This is a genomic window from Photorhabdus machadonis, from assembly GCF_052657765.1.
Genome location: NZ_CP199761.1, coordinates 3779941 through 3798684, shown reverse-complemented (window position 1 = coordinate 3798684; position 18744 = coordinate 3779941). Strand labels below are relative to the sequence as shown.

Genomic DNA, 18744 nt, shown 5'->3' with positions numbered 1-18744 from the left:
CGATTGCCTGCCTGACGGGGAAGATTATCTGATGCGCCCCGTTGACGCCGGCTATATCCAATATCCCGATCTCTTAAGCGGCGTTGTTGACCTGGCGGATATCGCCCGCATGAACGACTGGTTAGATTTAAAAGCCGATAACGAGGCCCGTATAGCACGCTGGAGAGATGCCCATGAGCGGTAATGTTGACACAATTAAAGACTTCCTTATCAGTCTGGGGTTTGATGTAGACGAAAAAGGCCGGGGTAAATTTGATGCCGTATTAAAAGGCGTTACCGCCAACGTGCTGAAAGTGGGGGCAGCCGTTGAAGGGGCAGCACTTACCATCGTCGGTTTTACTACTAAAATTGCAAATGGCCTCGATAAGCTCTATTGGCAGTCACAGCGTACCGGCGCTACGGTTGAGGGCATCAAAGCGTTGAGCTATGCCGTTGCACAAATGGGGGGCAGCGCAGAAGCTGCGCAGGGTGCGCTTGAAAACATGGCGCGGTTTATGCGTAACAATCCCGGCGCGGAGGGCTGGCTTAATCGGCTCGGTGTTCAGACTCGTGACTCCTCCGGCCAGATGCGAGATGCCGCAAGTGTATTAACAGGGGTTGGCGAGAAACTTAGCAACATGCCCTACTATCGGGCCAATCAGTATGCGCAGATGCTGGGTATTGATGAAAATACGCTGATGGCGATGCGGCGCGGGTTGGCTGGGTTTACTGCTGACTATCAAATGATGTTGCAGAAAACCGGGTTCAATGCGGATAAAGCCGCGCAACAGGCGAATAAATTCACTACCGCATTACACGGCTTTAACGCACTACTGGGTATTCTTCGGGATAAGATTGGCGCCAATCTTGCGGGTGGTTTAGCGAGTTCCTTCGACTCGTTACGTCAGAAGATACTGGATAACTTCCCAAAAATTGAAGCCACCCTCACCAAGATTATCAAAGGCATTCTAGGGTTTGCTGAGGTCTTTAGCAGGATGGTTTACCGTGTAGTTCAATGCATTGGAGATGTTATAGACTGGTGGAAGCGACTGGATGAAAGCAGCAAGATGCTCATTGCTATGTTTGGGGCTATTGTTGTCGCGTGGCGTTTACTCAATAGTGCGTTCCTGATGTCGCCTATTGGCATGATCACCGTGTTAATTGGTGCCCTTCTCCTCCTCTACGACGACTACAAGACATGGAAAGAGGGTGGCAAAAGTCTGATTGACTGGGGTCAATGGGAAAAAGAAATCGATCTCGCGATTAGTGCGTTTAAGGAAATCGGGAGGTGGATTAAAAAAGGCGTTAAAACGATTGGCGGCTGGAAAAATGCGTTCTTAATTCTCGGCGGGATTGTTGCAACTACGTGGGCGGGAAAAATGCTCGCGGGATTCGCGAAAGTGTCTGCGGCATTAACCCCCTTACTGGCTCGCCTCGCCCCACTCTTGGGTTTAGTAGCCTATGGTGGATACTTATACAGTGACTGGGACAATATCAAACAAAGTGCCGCGACGTCATGGGACTACAATACCCGGCAAATAAAACGCGGGATCGGGGACTTTGGTCAATGGCTGGGTATCGATAACGATTGGGCCAATAAGCACCAGGGTGGTTTGCCGAACCCTGTCACGGCTGATATCCCCGGCATGCCCGGTGCCCCTACATCCCCCGCTCCCGAATACAGCGAAAGAGGATTGCGTAACAATAATCCCGGCAACCTGAACTTTGTGGGGCAACGCGGGGCGACAAGGGAAAATGGAGAGGGGCGATTTGCCCGATTTGAAACCGCGTTTGACGGTTTGCGGGCGCTCTCACGGCAGTTAACGCTGTACGCAAGTCGTGGTCTCACCACAGTCCGCGACATTATCACGAAATATGCGCCACCGGAGGAAAATGATACCGAAGACTATATTGCTTTCCTTGCAAAACGGCTCGGCGTTGATCCGAACGCCCAGTTAAATTTACAGGACCCGCAAACCCTGACAGCGATGATGAACGGCATCATTCAGCGCGAAAACGGTCGTAACCCGTACAACAGCGAACTGATGGGTAAAGCCGCGATAGCAGGCAGTGGCGGCGTTCAGCAAACGACCAACATTACCGTGCACGGGGCAACCGATGCAAAAGCCACGGCGGATGAAATCGCGGATCGTCAAGTCACCGTAAATTCCCGTCTGATACAACAGGTGAGCTAATGGATATCTTATCAGCGATTTTTCAGCAACAAACCCGGTCGTTTGGCACTGAAAGTATGTTGCTTGTGCCGAGTGTCGTTATCGCTGAAAAGCACACAGACGCACTGGAAATCACTGAGCACCCGGTCGAAATCGGTGCTGCGGTGAGTGACCATGCCTACAAAAAGCCATCAGAAATTACAATGGAGTTAGGTTTTGCAGGTGGCGGTTCGCTTCTCGATTTTGTTGATACGTCAAAGATTGGCCTGAGTATGGGCTTAAGCCCGAAAGAGACCTATCAGAAAATCCTTGATCTTCAAGAGCTGCGAGAACCCTTCAATGTTATTACTGGCAAACGCACTTACGAAAACATGCTAATCAAAGCGATTGAAGTCACGACGGACCGGCATAGTGAGAATGTGCTGTTATGCACGTTGACATTACGTGAAGTGATTATTTCGTCTACACAGGTTGTACAAGTGGCAGAAAAAGAATCAATGAAGACCGGGGTGAGCACATCGGCTGTTGAGAATTCAGGTACCAAAGCACCGAAACCTGTTAACGAATCTGTTTTGTCAGAAATAAAAGAGAGTGCCGTTAATGCGTTTAAAAGTTATGTAAAAGGAGGCGGCTGATGCAAGTCTCCGAAATTCCACTAACTGCAAGCAATCAAATGTTTGCAATTAAACTCGGTGATCAGAATGTGAAAATGCGTCTGATTTACCGGGACATAGCGGGTTGGGTAATGGATATTCAAAATAATGCGGGTGTGCCCTTGCTGGTGGGCGCACCGCTCATACCCGGTATTAATCTGTTGGAACAATATCCTTATCTTGGCATAGAGGGAATGCTAGTTATTGCCAGTGATGCCGACAGCGCTGAATACCCAACAAGCACAAATCTTGGGTTATCCAGCCATCTTTATTTTGTACAACAATAAGGTAAAAATATGAGTCAGAATTGGTTACGTCACTTTGAATTAATGCTATTGGATGATCAGGGTAAAGGGATCGTTTTATCGGATTTTAGAGTGACCTTTAATATTGAGTGGTTCAATATTAGCAATCCACGTGTTGCGACGTTAAAGATTTACAATCTTTCCAAAAATACCAGCAATCGCATATTAGGTAGTGAGTTCTCGAAGATAAAAATTATCGTGGGCTATGACGGCATCACGCCTACCGTTCCTGAGAGTGAAGTCGGCAAAGCCCGACCGGTTGAGCCGGGTACAACGGGACAGCGTGACGGCCAAAATTACGGGGAGATCTTTAGCGGGGATATTCGCTATACGATGACCGGGAGGGATAACCCCGCTGATACGTATACGCTCATTCAGGCGTGTGACGGTAACGAAGCTTTTATTAATGCTTTCGTCAATCAAACATTAGCGGCGGGGTATACCCTGAATGATGTCTATAACCTCGCTTTACGCAGCCTTGAACCTTACGGTATTACCGCGGGGGCCAAACCCAAAATGCCGGATACCGTCTTTCCGCGAGGAAAAATGTTTTTCGAAAAGGCGCGATATGTATTAGACAATATCGCGCAGCAATGTAAGGCCAAATGGCAATTTGTGGATGGTAAAGTTGAGATGATCAATGATGAAATGGCCGTACACAATGTTGTGGTATTAAATAGCCGGACCGGGTTAATTGGTATGCCGCAACAGACCATTGGTGCAGGTGTTAACGTGAAATGTTTGATCAATCCGAATATCCGGGTAAATGGCTTAATTCAGTTAGATGAGGGTTCGGTGTATAGAACGGCGTTGCCTAATGATGTTGTAAATAAATCGGGTGATGAGCAACAAGAGCAACAAGATCATAAACAGCAACGGGAAAGTAAACTCGTAGAAAAAAACGATAACGGGAACCTTTACGTCAGCGGCGTGCCTAATCCTCCAGCAAGCATAGCTACTGATGGTGTATATATCGTCCGGGGCATTATGTATACTGGCGACACTCGCGGCAATGCGTGGTACCAGGAAATGATGTGTGAAGCGCGTGGGGCGGCTGATATTGCCAGTCCAGCGGCAGTCAATAGAGGATTTTAAGGGAAGGTCATTAATGAAGTTGTTTAAACTAATTATGCTACCTTTTTTGGTTATGGGGTTTGTCACTGGCGTTAATGCCGCCGCTCTTTGTGGTGGCTATAAAATTACGGTAGGTGATGATGGCATGTCCAATATCAATGGTGAAAAGGTAACATCTCAGAAAGTAAAGTTTTTAAAAGAAAAAGATGATTGGGATCAGATAAAAATGGACATGGGCCTCATGCCCGCACGCGACGGCAACATGTACGGCTTTCAGTTTATCAAGCGCAATGGTAAAGCGTGGCTGAACGTCCAGTTACTGCAAAACGCGATGGACGCACCGAAGATCATCGGCTCGTTTCCTTGTAAGAAAGTGGCGGATTAAATAAAAGATAAGCTTATCGGTGATACGGGAAGTGAGTATACTGTACTTCTTTAGTACTATTTTGTTTCATAAGGGGGTTCACATGGCCGTAGGAATGACAACGTTAGTAATGTTGCTAACGCCGCTCCCTGATACTAATCAGTTAGCAAAATTGCCAGAATATCTTTCTGCGCCGATTACGCAACTGGTACAGGATAGATCAGGGCAAAAGACACTGACAGCTCAAGAAGTTATGTCATATTTATCTGAGTCTAAAATGGCGCTTGCCTACCTGAAAGAGAATGCCCAAATTAGCCTTGAGTTACTTGATACTATTGACCGTGACGGGATCGAGTCCGGTATAAATATTCGTGATGTCGTTGAGCGTTACGAATCTGCTGCAAAAATCGTTACGAGTCAACTTCATCTCTTGAAATTAAGCTGTATTCTTGCGGAATCTTCACCCGCATGGGGGCCGCACGTCAAGCTATTCCAAACACATTCTCAGGAAATGTTGCGGGTTTTTGCAAACAACAGAAACGTTTTATTGCGTATTGCAGTAACGTTAAAACAGTACCTGCCAGTTAATGCAAGTGAGTACACACCGAAAGCTGACGCGGAAAGCTATAGAGAATTGGTGAATCTCTCGCATAAAAAGCTTGGTATCACATTACCTACATGGGGTTAAGCATGGTCTATGTCAGTGTGGCAGAAGATCTGCTTTTCAACGCAGCCGCTTATGATTACGCGTCCATGTTAGCTAAATATCTGAGCGATGCAGAAGAGGTTTCGGGTTGGCTTGGGTGTCAGGGACGTTTTGAGTTCAACATGAAGGCTATGGAATCAGGGATATGGAAATTACATATTCGCCCCTTAAATGAAAAACCGTGGCCGGCGAAAGTTATGTTACACAACAGGAAAAGTGACAATTATCTGGTTTATGCCCAACATTGGTATTACGAAAATCATTATCAAGTTATCGCCGTGGTGATACCTGATGCTCACGCACGTATTGATAAGCTCATGAGTAGACTTATTCGCATGGTAGAAGATTCTTTCCAGTGCCTAAGTGAGCAAGAATTGAAATTGCTTAATCATGTCAGCGCATAATCCTTTTACCAAGAAAAAAAATATAGACCTGCTTCGGCAGGTTTTTTTATGGGGTTTTATTGTGAATACCGGTTTAGACATAACGTTTAATGGCTCCTATGCCAGTAAATTAAGAGTGATTGTTTCTTTGCTGAGAGTTATCAGCATTCTTATTTTCAATGAAAAAGCTACGCTGACTATCGAAGGGACTTTGGTAAAGCATAATGAATATACGTCAGTCAATTCTTTTGAAAATCCTGATATTTGATCAGCTATGCTGCTATGTGCGGTTTTTTATTGCGAGGTCACACAGGTCAAGGGTGGCAAATCTGAAACATTTTGATACATCATGATCATAAGTAAGATATTTGACAGGGAATTGAAAGATAATTATGGGAAAAACTTGGACTAAATGGGAAGTTATGGAGATTCAATTGTAAATCCTTTTCAGTATTTGAAAGGCAGACCGAACGAGAATCATGTTTAGTCTGCCATCTGATTTTACTAAGCTCAATTAGTTTGACCTGCCTATTCAGACTCGTTATCGAATAACTTACCTTGCAGGCGATCCAGTTCCTCCTTTCGAATATACTGGCATTACCAGAGGATGAGTTAACGCTGACCCGAATGGCGTATTTCAGTGAGCAGGATCTGGCATTTATTAATGCTCACCGTAAACCTGCCAGCCGGTTTGGTTTTGCCGTCCTTCTTTGCTATCTGAAAAATGTAGGCTTTGCCCCGGATAAAAAATCGTCCCCATCCGCAGAATTGCTCAAAATTATCGGTTCCCGACTTAAACTTTCAGCAGGACTCTGGCAGGAATATATTTCCGGCCGTGATACAACCCGGCGCGAGCACTTGGGGGAACTGTATCGGTATCTGGAACTGAAGGCCTTTAATGGGGCACTTCAGAAAGAATGCATCCAGCATCTGCTCCCTCTGTCTACCAGGACCGATCGGGGCATACTTATCGCCGAGGAATTACTGAAGCATCTGCATCAACAGCGAATTATTATTCCAGGTATTGATGTTGTGGAACGTACCTGTGCTGAAGCAATGACACTGGGTGATAAAGCGGTTTATACCACGTTGAATGCGCATCTTGGTATCACGCATAAATCAGCGTTTGATGCGCTACTGGTGACAACTGAAAAACAAATCTCCCGTTTAACGTGGTTGCTTCAGCCTCCGGGAAAGATCAATGGAAAGAATGTACTGCAACATATAGATCGCCTTAACGCCATTGAAGCTCTGGCGCTACCGGAAGGTGTGGAGAGAACCGTTCACCAGAACCGGTTGCTGAAACTCGCGCGAGAAGGCACCACCTTTGCCGTAAAAGATGAATGAATTTGCACTGTTCCTGTGTAAGAAATTCTCTTGGTTTTATGTTACGGCGTCACCTATAAATCCGAATGGGTTCATTATGTGGTTGTAAGGGTCATTTAGTGGGTCTTACGCACATTCTGGAACAATGGTAAAAAACAATTAAGGTGAAGTAATGGAAACTACTTATATTTTTACATATGAAGCCACAGCGATTGATAGCGGCCAGGAAAGCGCGAAGCCTATCTCAACGAGAAGTCGGAGAGGCATTGGGAATCATTGATTCAGAACAAGCACGAAAAAAAATCAGCAGATATGAAAAAGGAACTGTATTTCCTCCGTATGAAATAGCGTGTCAGATAGCTAAAATATTAGATGTACCGGAATGTTATTTTTACACTGACGATGACTTTTTCGCCGAACAAATTTTAATTTTATACAAAAATAACTTTTCTGATGGGTTTGAAAATAACCTAATTATTACATTAAGAAAAAAAAATCAGGAATATGAACAAGCATTAAAGGATATAAAACGCACTATTAATTCTCTAAAAACCCTCTAATGTCTCAAATAGTTTAACCACGGCTTACGGGTTTGAGGGCCAGTGGGGCGAAAACCTATGCTTAGTACGCCAGGCAAGTTGGCGATAGAACAGAGGGTGAAAGTCCCTTCCGGGTAAGAGCTAGCCACTCGCCCGGTCCTTTAGCTATGCGCGACTGTGGGTAACTCCTGTCGTGAAGTGTTAGCGAAGGCACTCACAGGCCAGGTATTGAGCCACGAAATCGGTAAATCGGAGGTGGTGACGCAGTTAAGCGAGGCGGAAACCTATAATGGTCAGGTTGTATTGGCGAAACCTGATCATACCTCCCGGGGTCGGAGACCCTGTGCATGTGAGGAAGTTCGTCGCGCGGAACCTGGGAGATCCTGAACGGTTTCCCATCGTGAGCAGTTGGGACGATAAGGTCTAAGTGTCAAAGCAGAAGCCTTAGGGAGTTCAGGAAGTTGGACGGGAGTATAGTACCGGAGAAATCAGTGAACAAAACAGAGAACAATGTGGCGGAATTGATGGAGGGAAGGCTCCCGACCAAGGGGAACAGCCAACAGTGCGCCCGTATCCGGACACAGAGCCGGGGAAATACGACGTTACGCCTGCTGGCTGTGCGAAAAGCAGCAAAGAGGGATAGAAAACAACAGTTTACTCACCTTTTTCATCACATCAGTGAAGAACTTTTATGTCAGAGTTTTCAGCAACTTAAACGTCAGTCTGCTCCGGGCCGCGATGGTATCACATGGGAAAACTAGGCAGAAAATCTGCAAAATAACCTCCATGCGCTCCACGGCAAACTTCATCGGGGGCAATACAGGCCCCAGCCGGCAAGGCGGGTGATGATCCTGAAAGAAGACGGGACAGAAAGGCCATTGAGTATCCTGTGTCTGGAAGACAAAATCGTGCAGCAAGCGGCTGTCACGGTCTTAAATCAAATCTACGAGACCGATTTTCTCGGCTTCTCGTATGGGTTCAGACCGGGCAGAGGGCAGCACGATGCTCTGGACGCGCTGAATGTGGCCGTTATGGAGAGGAAAGTCAACTGGGTGCTGGATCTGGACATCAGTCGGTTCTTCGATACCGTGGAACATGACTGGCTCATCCGGTTTATTCAGCACAGGATAAGGGACGGTCGGATGGTGCGATTAATCAGGCAGTGGGTTACGGTGGGGATCGGTCACCGACAGAAGTCGCATTGTGGCACGCCGCAAGGTGCTGTCATATCGCCACTGCTGGCGAATATCTATCTGCACTACAGCCTTGATCTCTGGCTCAACGCATGGCGAAAGCAGGCGCAAGGAGAGGTAGTGATGATCCGATATGCCGATGATGCGGTTCTGGGCTTCCAGAAACATCAGGATGCTCGGGCGTGCCAATCCCTGCTACAACGACGTCTGATGCAGTTTGGGCTGAAGGTACACCCAGACCCGGCTGGTACGATTTGGCCGCTTTGCGTTAAAGCAATATGAGGAGCGACCAGAGAGGGGCAAGCCGGGGAAGTTTGATTTTCTGGGATTTACGCATTATATAGGACGATTACACACGGGCAAGGATGCGGTGATGCGCAAAACTCAACGAAAACGGCGTCAAACACAACTGAAGCGAATAAAACAGGGGCTGCGGCAACGGCTGCACAACCGCCCGGAAGAAACGGGCCGGTGGCTGAAACGAGTGGTAGAAGGGCACATCAATTACTATGGCGTCCCCTTCAACAGTAGAGCATTGTGTCAATTTGTGGAAGAAGTGAAGCGGATGTGGCTGAAGTCACTGAGACGGCGAAGCCAGCGGCACAAAATGACGTGGGCCCGTTACAGTCAGCGGGTGAATAAATGGATACCGCCCCCCCGAATTGTGCATCCTTATCCTTTGCAGCGCTTTTACGCCAAACACCCGAGGTAGGAGCCGGATGCGTTAGTAGCGCACGTCCGGATCTGTGCGGGGGGTAGCCGGTAACGGCTATTCCTACCGCGACCAGTTTATGGCTTTCCATTTCATCTTGCACATTACCAGATGTTGGCTCTATGGTCAGCATGGTTTCCTTAGCTAGATACATTTATTAATTAAATGATTTATAACAATTTTTATTTTGCTTGAATGTCAGTTTATGTCGTATTATGCTATTTCTAGATGCAGCAATTCTGTATCTAGAAAGGAGGGGTTATGACTTCTTATGAAAAGATGAAGCAGAGATTATTTAAATCAAGGCGTTATGTTTTTGAACGTAAAGATTTTTCCGATATAGCTAGCTATGATCAAGTTGGTCGAGGGTTTAATCGGTTGATAAAGAACGGCTTACTTATAAAAATTGGTCATGGTTTATACACAAAAGCTAGGGTGAGTACATTAACAGGTGAGCCTATTCCAGCAAAACCTGGCGGTGTAGATTCAATTGTTTCAGAAGTATTAAAACTTAAAAAAGTTGATTTTACTTTTGATGATTTAACTCTCAAATTTATGAAAGGTGAAATTACACAAATCCCGGCATCAATTAGATTTAAATTTGATCCTCGGAGATTTAGCACTCGCTTGCAAATAGGCAGAAAAATAATAAATGGAAAAGTTAGATCAACTGAAAAAAGAGTTTACTGAAGTTGCATTTGCATTAGGAATAAATAACCCGGCAATTATTGAAAAAGATTACTGGGTAGTCCATCTATTAAATTTGATTGCAAATGCTGAATCTGACGTGTTTGTAATGGTGTTTAGTGGAGGCTCAGCACTAGCTAAATCGCACATTGAAATCATGCGAATGTCCGAAGATGTTGATCTTAAAATCATACCCTATAATGATATTGACTGGCAGTCTATTAGCCGTTCTGAACGTAAAAGAATACGAAAACGTTTTCATGAACAGCTTCTTACTCTTATTGTTGCTGACGGAGCTTTTAGTATTGCTAGTGAAATTATTAAACGTGATGAATACAGATATATAGAGGTTGAAATTAAATACCCTCAACAATATCAGATAGCACCATGTTTAAGACCTATCATTAAGCTTGAGTTAATGGAAACGACTCTGTTTGAAAAACCAGAACCTCGCCCGATTGCTTCTCTGGTTGCTGAGCAATATAGACGTGATTCAGAAGTAAAAAAATTCTTATGCGTTAATATTGAATCCACCTTTGTTGAAAAAATTGTATCTATGCTTAGACGTACAGCATTAGCTGAGCGTAACCCCGAAGAACAGGATGATGAAACGTTGGTAAGGCATATTTACGATGTACATCTAATTAAATCCAATTACGAGCTAGATTTAGAGATTGTGTATTCAATCTTTAATCGAGTTATATCTGAGGATGTTGCAAGATATGGTAATAAACAACCGAAATTTACTGACAATCCATTTGATGAAATGAAATATGCGTTGTCATTGATAAAAAATCATGAAAAGTATGCTCAACGTTTCGAAACATATGTAGATCCTATGGTTTACAATGAACAGCCCCACGACTTCGAAACCTGTTTTACTACTTTTGAGAAAGTTTCAACTGAAATATTAGATAAAGTCAGTTTGATGGATAAAAATAGAGACCATCTTCGTTAATTAATGAATTACCAACATTATATTTAAAAGATTGATATTAGCTATTGTATTGTATAATACAATAGCTGGCAGTTATTTTGTTTTTTAATTAACCCGAATTCTGCTTAAGCCGTCATTGAGAAATCTTCTTCTGAGTAGAAAACTTTCAGTGATGGTTTTTTCAATTTAAGGCAGTAAGCAATCAGTCCACCTAAAACGGTCAACATAAATCCTCTTATACTTCGGTGGCGCGAATGCTCTATCTGAGAAATTAATTTTAATTGCCCATTAATCGGGTGAGTAGGCCGCGGGAACTGCCCCCGCAGCCTCTCGCAGAACGGTACGTGAGCCTCTCGACTCATACCGCTCCCATCAAGCAAACACGCCTGTCATTCCTGCTCGCCAATGGGCAAACAACCCCTTATGCTCCTTTGCAATCCTTTGAAGAAGTTTTGAGGCTTGGGTTTTGTGTCTGCTCAATGCCTTGAACTTTCGTCTAACCCAGCGCACCAGCGCTTTGTTGAGTTGCCTGAAAACCTTATACAGTTCCGATCGACAAAATTGACCATAATAGTTCAACCAGCCATTTATCATGGGGTTTAGCCAGTTTGCCATCTGTATCAGGTTCAGTTCTGTCCGCATTCGGATCTTCAACTTACGGATTTTGAATCTCATGGCTTTTTGGGCCGCTTTGCTGACTGCCGGTGTAAAACTCACAAACAAACTGTTTCTTTTACGATTCTTGACCAACCTTGGTCTGAAGGTATATCCCAGAAAATCAAAACTGGTCTGTTCATATTTTCCCTTTCGTTCAACGTCCTTACAGTAAGCAATCCGGGTTTTGTCCGGATGCAGTAACAGTCCACATTCCCTGAAACGGTGTTCCAGCATTTGCCAGATTTCTCTGGCCTGCGCTTCACTCTGGCAGTGAACCAGTCGTCGAGTCACCCGAGGGAACCTCCCCCTCAGGTGCTCACGGAACCGGACGTGAACCTCTCAGCTCATCCAGCTCTTCCCATTGAAGCCGCCCCCATAGTAGCGGCCAGTGGGCAAACAACTTCGTTTCCTTCCGCGCCACCCTCGCCAGCCAGTGGCTGGCTCGTCGTCTATGGCCACGGAGACGCTTATGTTTGCGGGTCAGCCATAACACGAGTTTGCGATCGATATGCCTCAGCGTTGGGTACAGCGCCGACTTATAAAATGCACCGTAATAATTTATCCAGCCTCTGATTTTGGCGTTAAACATATGCGCCAGATCGTAAAGTGACTTGTCACTGCGATTTTGCAGCTTCCAGCTCCTTATCTCCTGACGGATTGCTTTCCCTACCCTGGCACTTATCGCCGGACTGAAGTTAACGAAGGTCTTACCCCAACGATTCTTCGACAAACGGGGCCGAAATGTATAGCCCAGAAAGTCAAAGCGCGTCTCTGCGTAATTCCCCCGTCTATCGGCATCCCTGTAATAAACTACCCGGGTCTTCTGAGGATGCAACTCCAGTCCACATTGCGCAAACCGCTGGCCTAGTTCACTTATTACTGCTTCGGCCTGCAACTGACTTTGACAGTGGCATACCACATCATCCGCGTATCTTTCGAAGAGGACGCCGGGAAACTGACGTTGCATCCACATGTCAAAGGCATAGTGCAGGAACAAATTCGAGATCAGGGGGGAAATCACACCGCCCTGCGGCGTCCCACGCTCCCGTGACAGTATTGTTCCATCCGGCATTTGCACCGGTGCTTTCAGCCAACGTTCGATGTACATCACCACCCAGCGCTCCTGAGTATGATGCCGCACCGCCTTCAGTAATAGTGCGTGGTCGATATTATCAAAGAAGCCTTTAATATCCACTTCCACCACCCAGTCAAACTGCCAGCAACGTTTTCTCGCCTGCGCAATCGCCTGGTGGGCAGATTTTCCCGGTCGGTAACCATACGAGTCCGTATGGAACAGCGGTTCCAGCACAGGTTCGAGAACCTGCTTAACAACCGTCTGGGCGATCCGGTCCGACACGGCAGGAATACCGAGCGGACGCACTCCACCATCAACTTTAGGAATTTCCACACGCCGGACCGCCGGGGGCATATAACTGCCGGAAGCCAGTCTGTTCCACAGCTTGTAGAGATTGTCTGTCACATTCTCATCAAACCCGGTCAGTGTTTGTCCGTCAATGCCTGCTGCCCCGCGGTTGGCTTTCACTCGCTTATACGCTTCCCATACCTGCCGCTTACTGACAGGAAATGGCTTTGCCGACTTTGCAGCAGTCCTCCCACCGGCTTCGTCGCCGGTGGTTGCTGCCCCGCTATCAGCGCAATGGGGCAAGCCCTTTGCGCTGGACCCATTACGGTCCTTCATCGCTACTATGGCTTGCTCCGCCCCTGTATCACGCTTCGGTACTCTCATACTTGTCAATTCAGTGACTTGTATTTCTTCCTTTACATCGTGATGACAGGTTCCCGCAGTTCCCAGAAAGAGCCCGATACAAAGTCACGCCTACTCTACGCCGGACACCACCTGCGCAGCATTCGGAGTCCACTCACAGATTTATCCCGGAAGATAGAAACGCCCCCGGTTTTGATGTCACTTCTCTTCTTTACAACGCGTCCACATAGGTTCGGTTTTACGCGTCTCTTTGTACCCTACCTGCCGAACTGACCTCAACGCTCACAACCACCGCTCTTTACGACAGCCGCTTGAGGGGGTTTGAAGCCAGCTTCCGACAGCAGACTTCGGTGGGCCGACCTCCATCTCCTCCTGAGCTTATGCTACATACTGGCTGCATTCCCTATGCTGCTAGTTTGTATGCCTGCGGCACACTTTCTATCAAAAATCGCCTTCTTAACATCAGTTTATCCCAGAGAGATAACGCTTTTGCCTTCATGTTACTACGGACATGAGTGATTAACGTTATTCCTTCTGCTTCCAGTTCATCGCACAAAGCCTGTGACAAATACCCTTTATCGCCATACAAACACCCTGTTAACCCTTGTACCAGTGCTTTGACGGGATGACGATCATCTTTATTTCCTGAGGTCAACTTAACCGCCAAAAGTTCACCACAATCATTGATAACCCGATGAAGTTTAAAGCCATAAAACCAGCCAGTACTCGTTTTCCCTCGCTGTGCGACGCCCTGAAATACGCGATGACGGGGAATACGGAGATTGTGGCACACGGCAATTTTAGTTGAATCAATAAAAGCGATCCCCTGGGTTTCAGCCTTGCGTGACGAAAGAAAAGCACAAAGGGGAATGAGCGCCCTTTGCTTCAAGGTTAACATCCGGGTGTAGCTGACCAACCGGGGAAAATCGGCCTGAAGATAGTGTTTAACATGCTGAATATAAAACGTTTTAAATCACGATAATGGCTTATGTGGAATAAAATGAGTATCGTCATGACTTCACTGAGAGAAAGGGAAGCTTCGCGGCGACGTTTGAGCAAACCATGTTCAATTAACTGTTGATGCCAGAGAGGAATAAATTTTTGGCAAAAGTCATCGACGCAGCAGTAAAGTTCTTCTAAATTAAACATGCCTGAGGATCTCCACGATTTTGTTTTCTTTGACAAAAACTTTGATCGTGCCTCAGGCACTTAGTTCCCTTCTTAAGCAAACCTCAGGTTAGAATAGTAAAAGGATAAGAAGGAATTTTTTCATAGAAATAAGATGATAGAATTTATTCTTCACTAAATACATGTGTTTCAAGTGAACATGTTTTTTGCTCATGATGAGTATATTCCTTAGAAAATTCAGCTCTGTTCCAAAGGGAGGCGTGATCATAAAGCCAAATATAATAAAATGATTGTGAGGAATTTTGGGTGGAACTTAATGCTGAATTATCAAAAATCCATCATGAGTTTTTATATTTTATTCACCAAAATTCGCTATTTTGCTTCATTGAATTAATGATTTGATAATAGCTGAAGCCATTGTGGTGCAGCCATTTATTCATGCCGGGAACGGTGTAACGGATATCCCACTCTTCTTTGACAAGGCGGATAACAGCCTGTGTGGTGGGCAGAAGATTCGCGATCAGATAAGCGATAAGTGCCTGAGTCTGTGTTTCGCTGAGATGGCTTTGAGAGCCGCCATTTTCGGGTTTCAGTTTGCGGTGATTAAGGTAATCGCTGATATGACGGTTAACGGTCGTTTCATGAAGACGCAGGGCCTGAGCGATCATCACTGAACTCCAGCCCTCAGAGGCCAGCAGAACCGCTTTGATGCGATCACACTCCCTCTTATCACGGCAGGTGTGATGGAGATGTTCAAATTCAGCTTTTTGTTCATCGGTAATGAATATTTTCATAGCGAGGATAATGATCTCCATTTCGGATAAAATCAAGCATCTTCAATGATTACGGGTATAAATAAGATTTCATAATTGTGCTACACCCATTTTTTGTCTTCCTGGCTTTTGCTGTGATGAAAACGATGCCAAAAAGGCATCAACATAATTCAGTAACTGCCACATAAATTGACAACAATGATTTCGCGTTATTGTCTCATGGAGCGATTGCCATAACCGTTCTATTTTATTTAGCCACGGTGAATAGACCGGTAAAAACAACAGGGTAAATTTTGGATGTCATGCCAGCCAGTCCTTTACCTTCTGACTTTTATGAATACAGTAGTTATCTAAGATTAATGTGAGGGTTTCCGCATGGGGATATTGATGATTCAGTTCATCTAACATTTTGATAAATAAATCAGAATTCTTTTTTACTCCTTTAACATAGGTGATTTGCTCTGTTTGGGCATTAAGGCAGCCCGCAAGGTAATGTTTTTCGTTTTTTCCCGGGGTGATAACCCGTTTTTGTTGTCCTTTGAAGCACCAGTCCGCGCCGATTTTCGGGTTTAAATCAATATCCACCTCATCTTCATAAAAAACGGGATGTTTTTCTGAAATGTTCGCTTTGGCTTCCGCGATCTTTGCCATTTTCTCATCGTATTCGGGATCAGGTTGTTTCACTGTGGGTGCCGCTCTACGCCAGACAATCCCCACCTGAGCAAAGTAACGATAAAGGACATTTTGCGTCAGAGAGAGGTTGAGTAATTCATTGAGGGTATGAGTCATGAGTTCAAGGCTCCAGCGAGAGCGGAGATAGCCTAACTTTTGGGGGGATTGCTGTAATAAGAAAAGTAAGAGGTTATAGAGCGGGGAGAGATCCCAGACAACAGGTCGGCCAACGGGTAAACTTTCGAGTCCTTCCAGCCCATATAATGTAAACCACTGAACCCAACGATTGACGGAAGAGCGTGCGGCATGAAGGGTCTTGGCGACATAAGTCACTGTCAATCCTTCATTGAGCATCAATAACGCCGTTAATCGACGGGAATAGTTCTTATCACGGGTTTTATGGATAAGTTTTCTCATTTTCTGGCATTCATCTTGAGGTATAGGTGCTATGATAGGCATCACTCAGTCCGTGTTGGGGTTTGGGATTTTTCGCAATTGATCAGATCGCAAAAATCGGACTGAGTTCCCTCCAAGTGATCTATTATTTTGAAAAGTTATTTAGAGATAAAATTGAAAATGGGACATTTGATTATTATGCAGACGGCTTAACACTTCGGAGTGAAATTAAAGAAAAGATCTTTCATATCTGGATATTAAAAGAAAGTGATGATGAATGTTTATGTCACCGCACATTAAATATATTTCTTGGACTATATAAGGGTATTTTGTCTTACTTGAACAGTCATGGATATACGCCCGATCATGTCTAAATAAGTTTCCAAAATAGTGCTACATCTTATACCACTTATAATTCTATGTATAACAATGGGTTGAGAAAGTCCATGTGTAGCAGAATTATGAAGAGTTATTTAGTCATCAGTCTATCTTGACGGTTTTATTTAGTTTTCCATAGATGAATACAAATAAATCCGTCAAGAATTTCATGAATTGAGCCAATAAACTGATATTGTTCAATATCCGCGAACAGACGGTTTTCAAGGAACTGAATCACGGCCAGGACGGATCTTCATGTTTTTTTAAAATCCTTTTGTAATTTATGAATTTTTTCTGGCGTAGTTCATAATGAAATCCTAATATTTTATATGTTTTTTATAGGAAAATTAAGTGCAATATTTGATCAGGAATAATTACTTTATCTAATTAACCCGAATTCTGGATAAGAAATTGACGAGAAGCCTGTTCCAGGAGCAAAGACTTCAAGATGCAGTTTTTAGCACCTGAAAATCAGGGGTTACGCATGAAATTTTGGTAGGCTAAAATTGATTAAATAGCAGCGCTTCCATATAGCCATTATCCCACCCGGCTGATTTCCTACGGGCACTTAAACTCAGTTTACTGTTGGTATCTCGTTTAACGATATTGAGCGCCATTTTACGTAATTGGGCAAATATTCTTGTGGCGATCCGCTCTCTCATCCGTGAATCATCTTCTCGAAAAGTGACATCCAGTACCCAGTGTAAACTATTTTCTATAGCCCAATGTTTTCTTATGGCACCGAGTTGAAAGGCGGGAGAATCATGACAACTACTTAAATAATAACGAAAATAAGAGGTCACTGTGTCAGAATAGCGTTCTTGTCGTATCGTTTCCGTTACCAGAAGGGCCTGAATATCTGGCCAAGAACTTAAGTATTTTGTTTCTGATGTCAGCGGCAGAACCCACCCGCGTCGTCTGACGGTACGTCCGTGACTATCATCGAATTCATCATAGTCAGGTTTAAGATAAGGTTTTTGGGTTATCTGTTGTTGTTGAAAATAGTTAACAGCTTCCGAAAAAGTTTTCCCCTGATTGCCTTTAAGCGACAAAATATAATCAGCTTCACTCTCGCGTAATTGCTGAGCAATCATGCGTTGGCAACCCATCGCATCCATCGTCACGAGATGTCCTTTCAATGAAAGCATCGATAATAATGTGGGGATGGCCTTAATTTCGTTTGATTTTCCGTCTACTGCACACTGACATAAGCTGAGTCCTTTCTCAACCGAGAATGCACTCACCACATGTAGTGGGCTTTGTTCAATTTTCTTATCAAACGAATGGCGTAAACTTTTACCATCAATCGTAATGATCGTCCGCTTTTCTGAAGAGATGTCACAAGAAACCCACTGATAAAAATAACGTTCAAAGAGGTCGGGATTTAATAAACTGAAACAGCGTCGGAAAGTATCATGTGAGGGAATACCACCTTTGAGCGGAAGAAATGAACTCAGCCAATCCTTTTTTAGCTGGCCGTACTGTTCAATATCGGTCCAGGCGTTAGCCCCAGCAATGACAGCGCATACCGCGATCACTAAGATATCAATAAAACGGTGTTTGACCTTTCCCTGACAACGTGGATCTGGAAAATCAGAAAAGACATCCACTAATTCTTTCATCAGCGTTCCTCTAAAAACGAAGGAATTATCCACTAATTCTTTCATCAGCGTTCCTCTAAAAACGAAGGAATTATCCACTAAATATTTTCATGCGTAACCCCTGCGTGCTTATCAGATAGCGGTGAGAACCACTCAATCGCCACAATTCCCCGTAACCTGAGTGGTTAAACTATTTTATCCAGCTTTCATTGAATCCATGCCCCACATTTTTTTACGCTCTCCATAGCGGAGAAGGGACATTACTCTTTCACAGTTCCGGAAGCTGTCAGCAGTGGGGAGCTAGGGCCATTCAATAAAGATGGTTAACGCAATTGACCACTTATAGCGTTTACTTCCCAAACCCCGGTTTTGTACATCCTG

The 18744-nt window shown here is 44.7% G+C and carries 15 protein-coding genes and 6 pseudogenes; 14 read left to right on the top strand and 7 right to left on the bottom strand.

Features of this window, described 5'->3' with window-relative positions:
* Positions 1 to 31: 31 nt before the first annotated feature.
* The 14 genes and pseudogenes from ACUN2T_RS18125 (at position 32) to ACUN2T_RS18060 (ending at position 11053) form a co-directional block, all read left to right on the top strand.
* Positions 32 to 184: a DUF6889 family protein gene (locus ACUN2T_RS18125; RefSeq protein ID WP_149616278.1), complete on the top strand. Its 153-nt coding sequence runs from the start codon at positions 32 to 34 to the stop codon at positions 182 to 184.
* Positions 174 to 2174, top strand: coding sequence for a lytic transglycosylase catalytic (locus ACUN2T_RS18120; protein WP_445494395.1), 2001 nt, complete (start codon positions 174 to 176; stop codon positions 2172 to 2174). The genes ACUN2T_RS18125 and ACUN2T_RS18120 overlap by 11 nt, the downstream gene beginning before the upstream one ends.
* Positions 2174 to 2788 carry a phage baseplate protein gene (locus ACUN2T_RS18115; RefSeq protein ID WP_445494393.1) on the top strand — a complete coding sequence of 205 codons (615 nt, stop codon included), beginning with the start codon at positions 2174 to 2176 and terminating at the stop codon, positions 2786 to 2788. Before ACUN2T_RS18120 ends, ACUN2T_RS18115 begins: the two co-directional genes overlap by 1 nt.
* On the top strand, positions 2788 to 3093 hold the full coding sequence (locus ACUN2T_RS18110; protein WP_445494391.1) for a phage baseplate plug family protein: 306 nt from the start codon (positions 2788 to 2790) through the stop codon (positions 3091 to 3093). Before ACUN2T_RS18115 ends, ACUN2T_RS18110 begins: the two co-directional genes overlap by 1 nt.
* Positions 3094 to 3102: 9 nt before the next feature.
* On the top strand, positions 3103 to 4206 hold the full coding sequence (locus tag ACUN2T_RS18105) for a baseplate hub protein (protein ID WP_445494389.1): 1104 nt from the start codon (positions 3103 to 3105) through the stop codon (positions 4204 to 4206).
* A gap of 13 nt (positions 4207 to 4219) precedes the next feature.
* Positions 4220 to 4570, top strand: coding sequence for a hypothetical protein (locus ACUN2T_RS18100; RefSeq protein ID WP_420849742.1), 351 nt, complete (start codon positions 4220 to 4222; stop codon positions 4568 to 4570).
* Positions 4571 to 4652: 82 nt separating this feature from the next.
* Positions 4653 to 5237: a hypothetical protein gene (locus ACUN2T_RS18095; RefSeq protein ID WP_445494388.1), complete on the top strand. Its 585-nt coding sequence runs from the start codon at positions 4653 to 4655 to the stop codon at positions 5235 to 5237.
* A 2-nt stretch (positions 5238 to 5239) separates the two neighbouring features.
* On the top strand, positions 5240 to 5659 hold the full coding sequence (locus ACUN2T_RS18090; RefSeq protein WP_445494386.1) for a type II toxin-antitoxin system YafO family toxin: 420 nt from the start codon (positions 5240 to 5242) through the stop codon (positions 5657 to 5659).
* A 61-nt stretch (positions 5660 to 5720) separates the two neighbouring features.
* A complete protein-coding gene (locus ACUN2T_RS18085) occupies positions 5721 to 5906 on the top strand; it encodes a hypothetical protein (RefSeq protein ID WP_149616212.1) in 186 nt (61 codons plus the stop codon).
* 290 nt (positions 5907 to 6196) lie between these two features.
* A pseudogene (locus ACUN2T_RS18080) lies at positions 6197 to 6979 on the top strand (DUF4158 domain-containing protein); the annotation flags it as partial.
* A 251-nt stretch (positions 6980 to 7230) separates the two neighbouring features.
* Entirely contained in the window at positions 7231 to 7524 is a 294-nt protein-coding gene (locus ACUN2T_RS18075) for a helix-turn-helix domain-containing protein (protein WP_445494384.1), read from the top strand.
* Positions 7525 to 7919: 395 nt separating this feature from the next.
* Positions 7920 to 9408, top strand: a pseudogene (gene ltrA / locus ACUN2T_RS18070) (group II intron reverse transcriptase/maturase).
* A gap of 261 nt (positions 9409 to 9669) precedes the next feature.
* Entirely contained in the window at positions 9670 to 10098 is a 429-nt protein-coding gene (locus tag ACUN2T_RS18065) for a DUF6088 family protein (RefSeq protein ID WP_445494382.1), read from the top strand.
* The gene (locus tag ACUN2T_RS18060) at positions 10061 to 11053 is read left to right on the top strand and encodes a nucleotidyl transferase AbiEii/AbiGii toxin family protein (protein ID WP_445494380.1); all 993 of its coding nucleotides are present in this window, start codon (positions 10061 to 10063) and stop codon (positions 11051 to 11053) included. Before ACUN2T_RS18065 ends, ACUN2T_RS18060 begins: the two co-directional genes overlap by 38 nt.
* A gap of 104 nt (positions 11054 to 11157) precedes the next feature.
* Here the strand turns inward: ACUN2T_RS18060 and ACUN2T_RS18055 are convergent.
* From ACUN2T_RS18055 to ACUN2T_RS18025, 7 genes and pseudogenes are all read right to left on the bottom strand, one after another.
* Positions 11158 to 11325, bottom strand: a pseudogene (locus ACUN2T_RS18055) (IS982 family transposase); the annotation flags it as partial.
* A gap of 79 nt (positions 11326 to 11404) precedes the next feature.
* Complete coding sequence (locus tag ACUN2T_RS18050; protein WP_323840595.1) at positions 11405 to 11980, bottom strand: group II intron maturase-specific domain-containing protein; 576 nt, start codon at positions 11978 to 11980, stop codon at positions 11405 to 11407.
* A 25-nt stretch (positions 11981 to 12005) separates the two neighbouring features.
* Complete coding sequence (gene ltrA, locus ACUN2T_RS18045; RefSeq protein ID WP_445494378.1) at positions 12006 to 13355, bottom strand: group II intron reverse transcriptase/maturase; 1350 nt, start codon at positions 13353 to 13355, stop codon at positions 12006 to 12008.
* 475 nt (positions 13356 to 13830) lie between these two features.
* Positions 13831 to 14564 (bottom strand): annotated as a pseudogene (locus ACUN2T_RS18040) (IS982 family transposase); the annotation flags it as partial.
* A gap of 383 nt (positions 14565 to 14947) precedes the next feature.
* Positions 14948 to 15337 (bottom strand): annotated as a pseudogene (locus tag ACUN2T_RS18035) (helix-turn-helix domain-containing protein); the annotation flags it as partial.
* A gap of 69 nt (positions 15338 to 15406) precedes the next feature.
* Positions 15407 to 16447: pseudogene (locus ACUN2T_RS18030) on the bottom strand (IS630-like element ISPlu16 family transposase).
* 815 nt (positions 16448 to 17262) lie between these two features.
* Positions 17263 to 18429 (bottom strand): ISAs1 family transposase, encoded by a 1167-nt coding sequence (locus tag ACUN2T_RS18025; protein WP_445494376.1) that lies wholly within the window; start codon positions 18427 to 18429, stop codon positions 17263 to 17265.
* Positions 18430 to 18744: the final 315 nt, after the last annotated feature.

Bases quoted from the DNA above. Each gene is read 5' to 3' on its own strand.
- ACUN2T_RS18095 (WP_445494388.1), top strand. From the start codon at position 4,653: ATGGCCGTAGGAATGACAACGTTAGTAATGTTGCTAACGCCGCTCCCT.
- ACUN2T_RS18115 (WP_445494393.1), top strand. From the start codon at position 2,174: ATGGATATCTTATCAGCGATTTTTCAGCAACAAACCCGGTCGTTTGGC.
- ACUN2T_RS18110 (WP_445494391.1), top strand. From the start codon at position 2,788: ATGCAAGTCTCCGAAATTCCACTAACTGCAAGCAATCAAATGTTTGCA.
- ACUN2T_RS18120 (WP_445494395.1), top strand. From the start codon at position 174: ATGAGCGGTAATGTTGACACAATTAAAGACTTCCTTATCAGTCTGGGG.
- ACUN2T_RS18105 (WP_445494389.1), top strand. From the start codon at position 3,103: ATGAGTCAGAATTGGTTACGTCACTTTGAATTAATGCTATTGGATGAT.
- ACUN2T_RS18125 (WP_149616278.1), top strand. From the start codon at position 32: ATGCGCCCCGTTGACGCCGGCTATATCCAATATCCCGATCTCTTAAGC.
- ACUN2T_RS18060 (WP_445494380.1), top strand. From the start codon at position 10,061: ATGGAAAAGTTAGATCAACTGAAAAAAGAGTTTACTGAAGTTGCATTT.
- ACUN2T_RS18065 (WP_445494382.1), top strand. From the start codon at position 9,670: ATGACTTCTTATGAAAAGATGAAGCAGAGATTATTTAAATCAAGGCGT.
- ACUN2T_RS18025 (WP_445494376.1), bottom strand. From the start codon at position 18,429: ATGAAAGAATTAGTGGATAATTCCTTCGTTTTTAGAGGAACGCTGATG.
- ACUN2T_RS18090 (WP_445494386.1), top strand. From the start codon at position 5,240: ATGGTCTATGTCAGTGTGGCAGAAGATCTGCTTTTCAACGCAGCCGCT.
- ACUN2T_RS18100 (WP_420849742.1), top strand. From the start codon at position 4,220: ATGAAGTTGTTTAAACTAATTATGCTACCTTTTTTGGTTATGGGGTTT.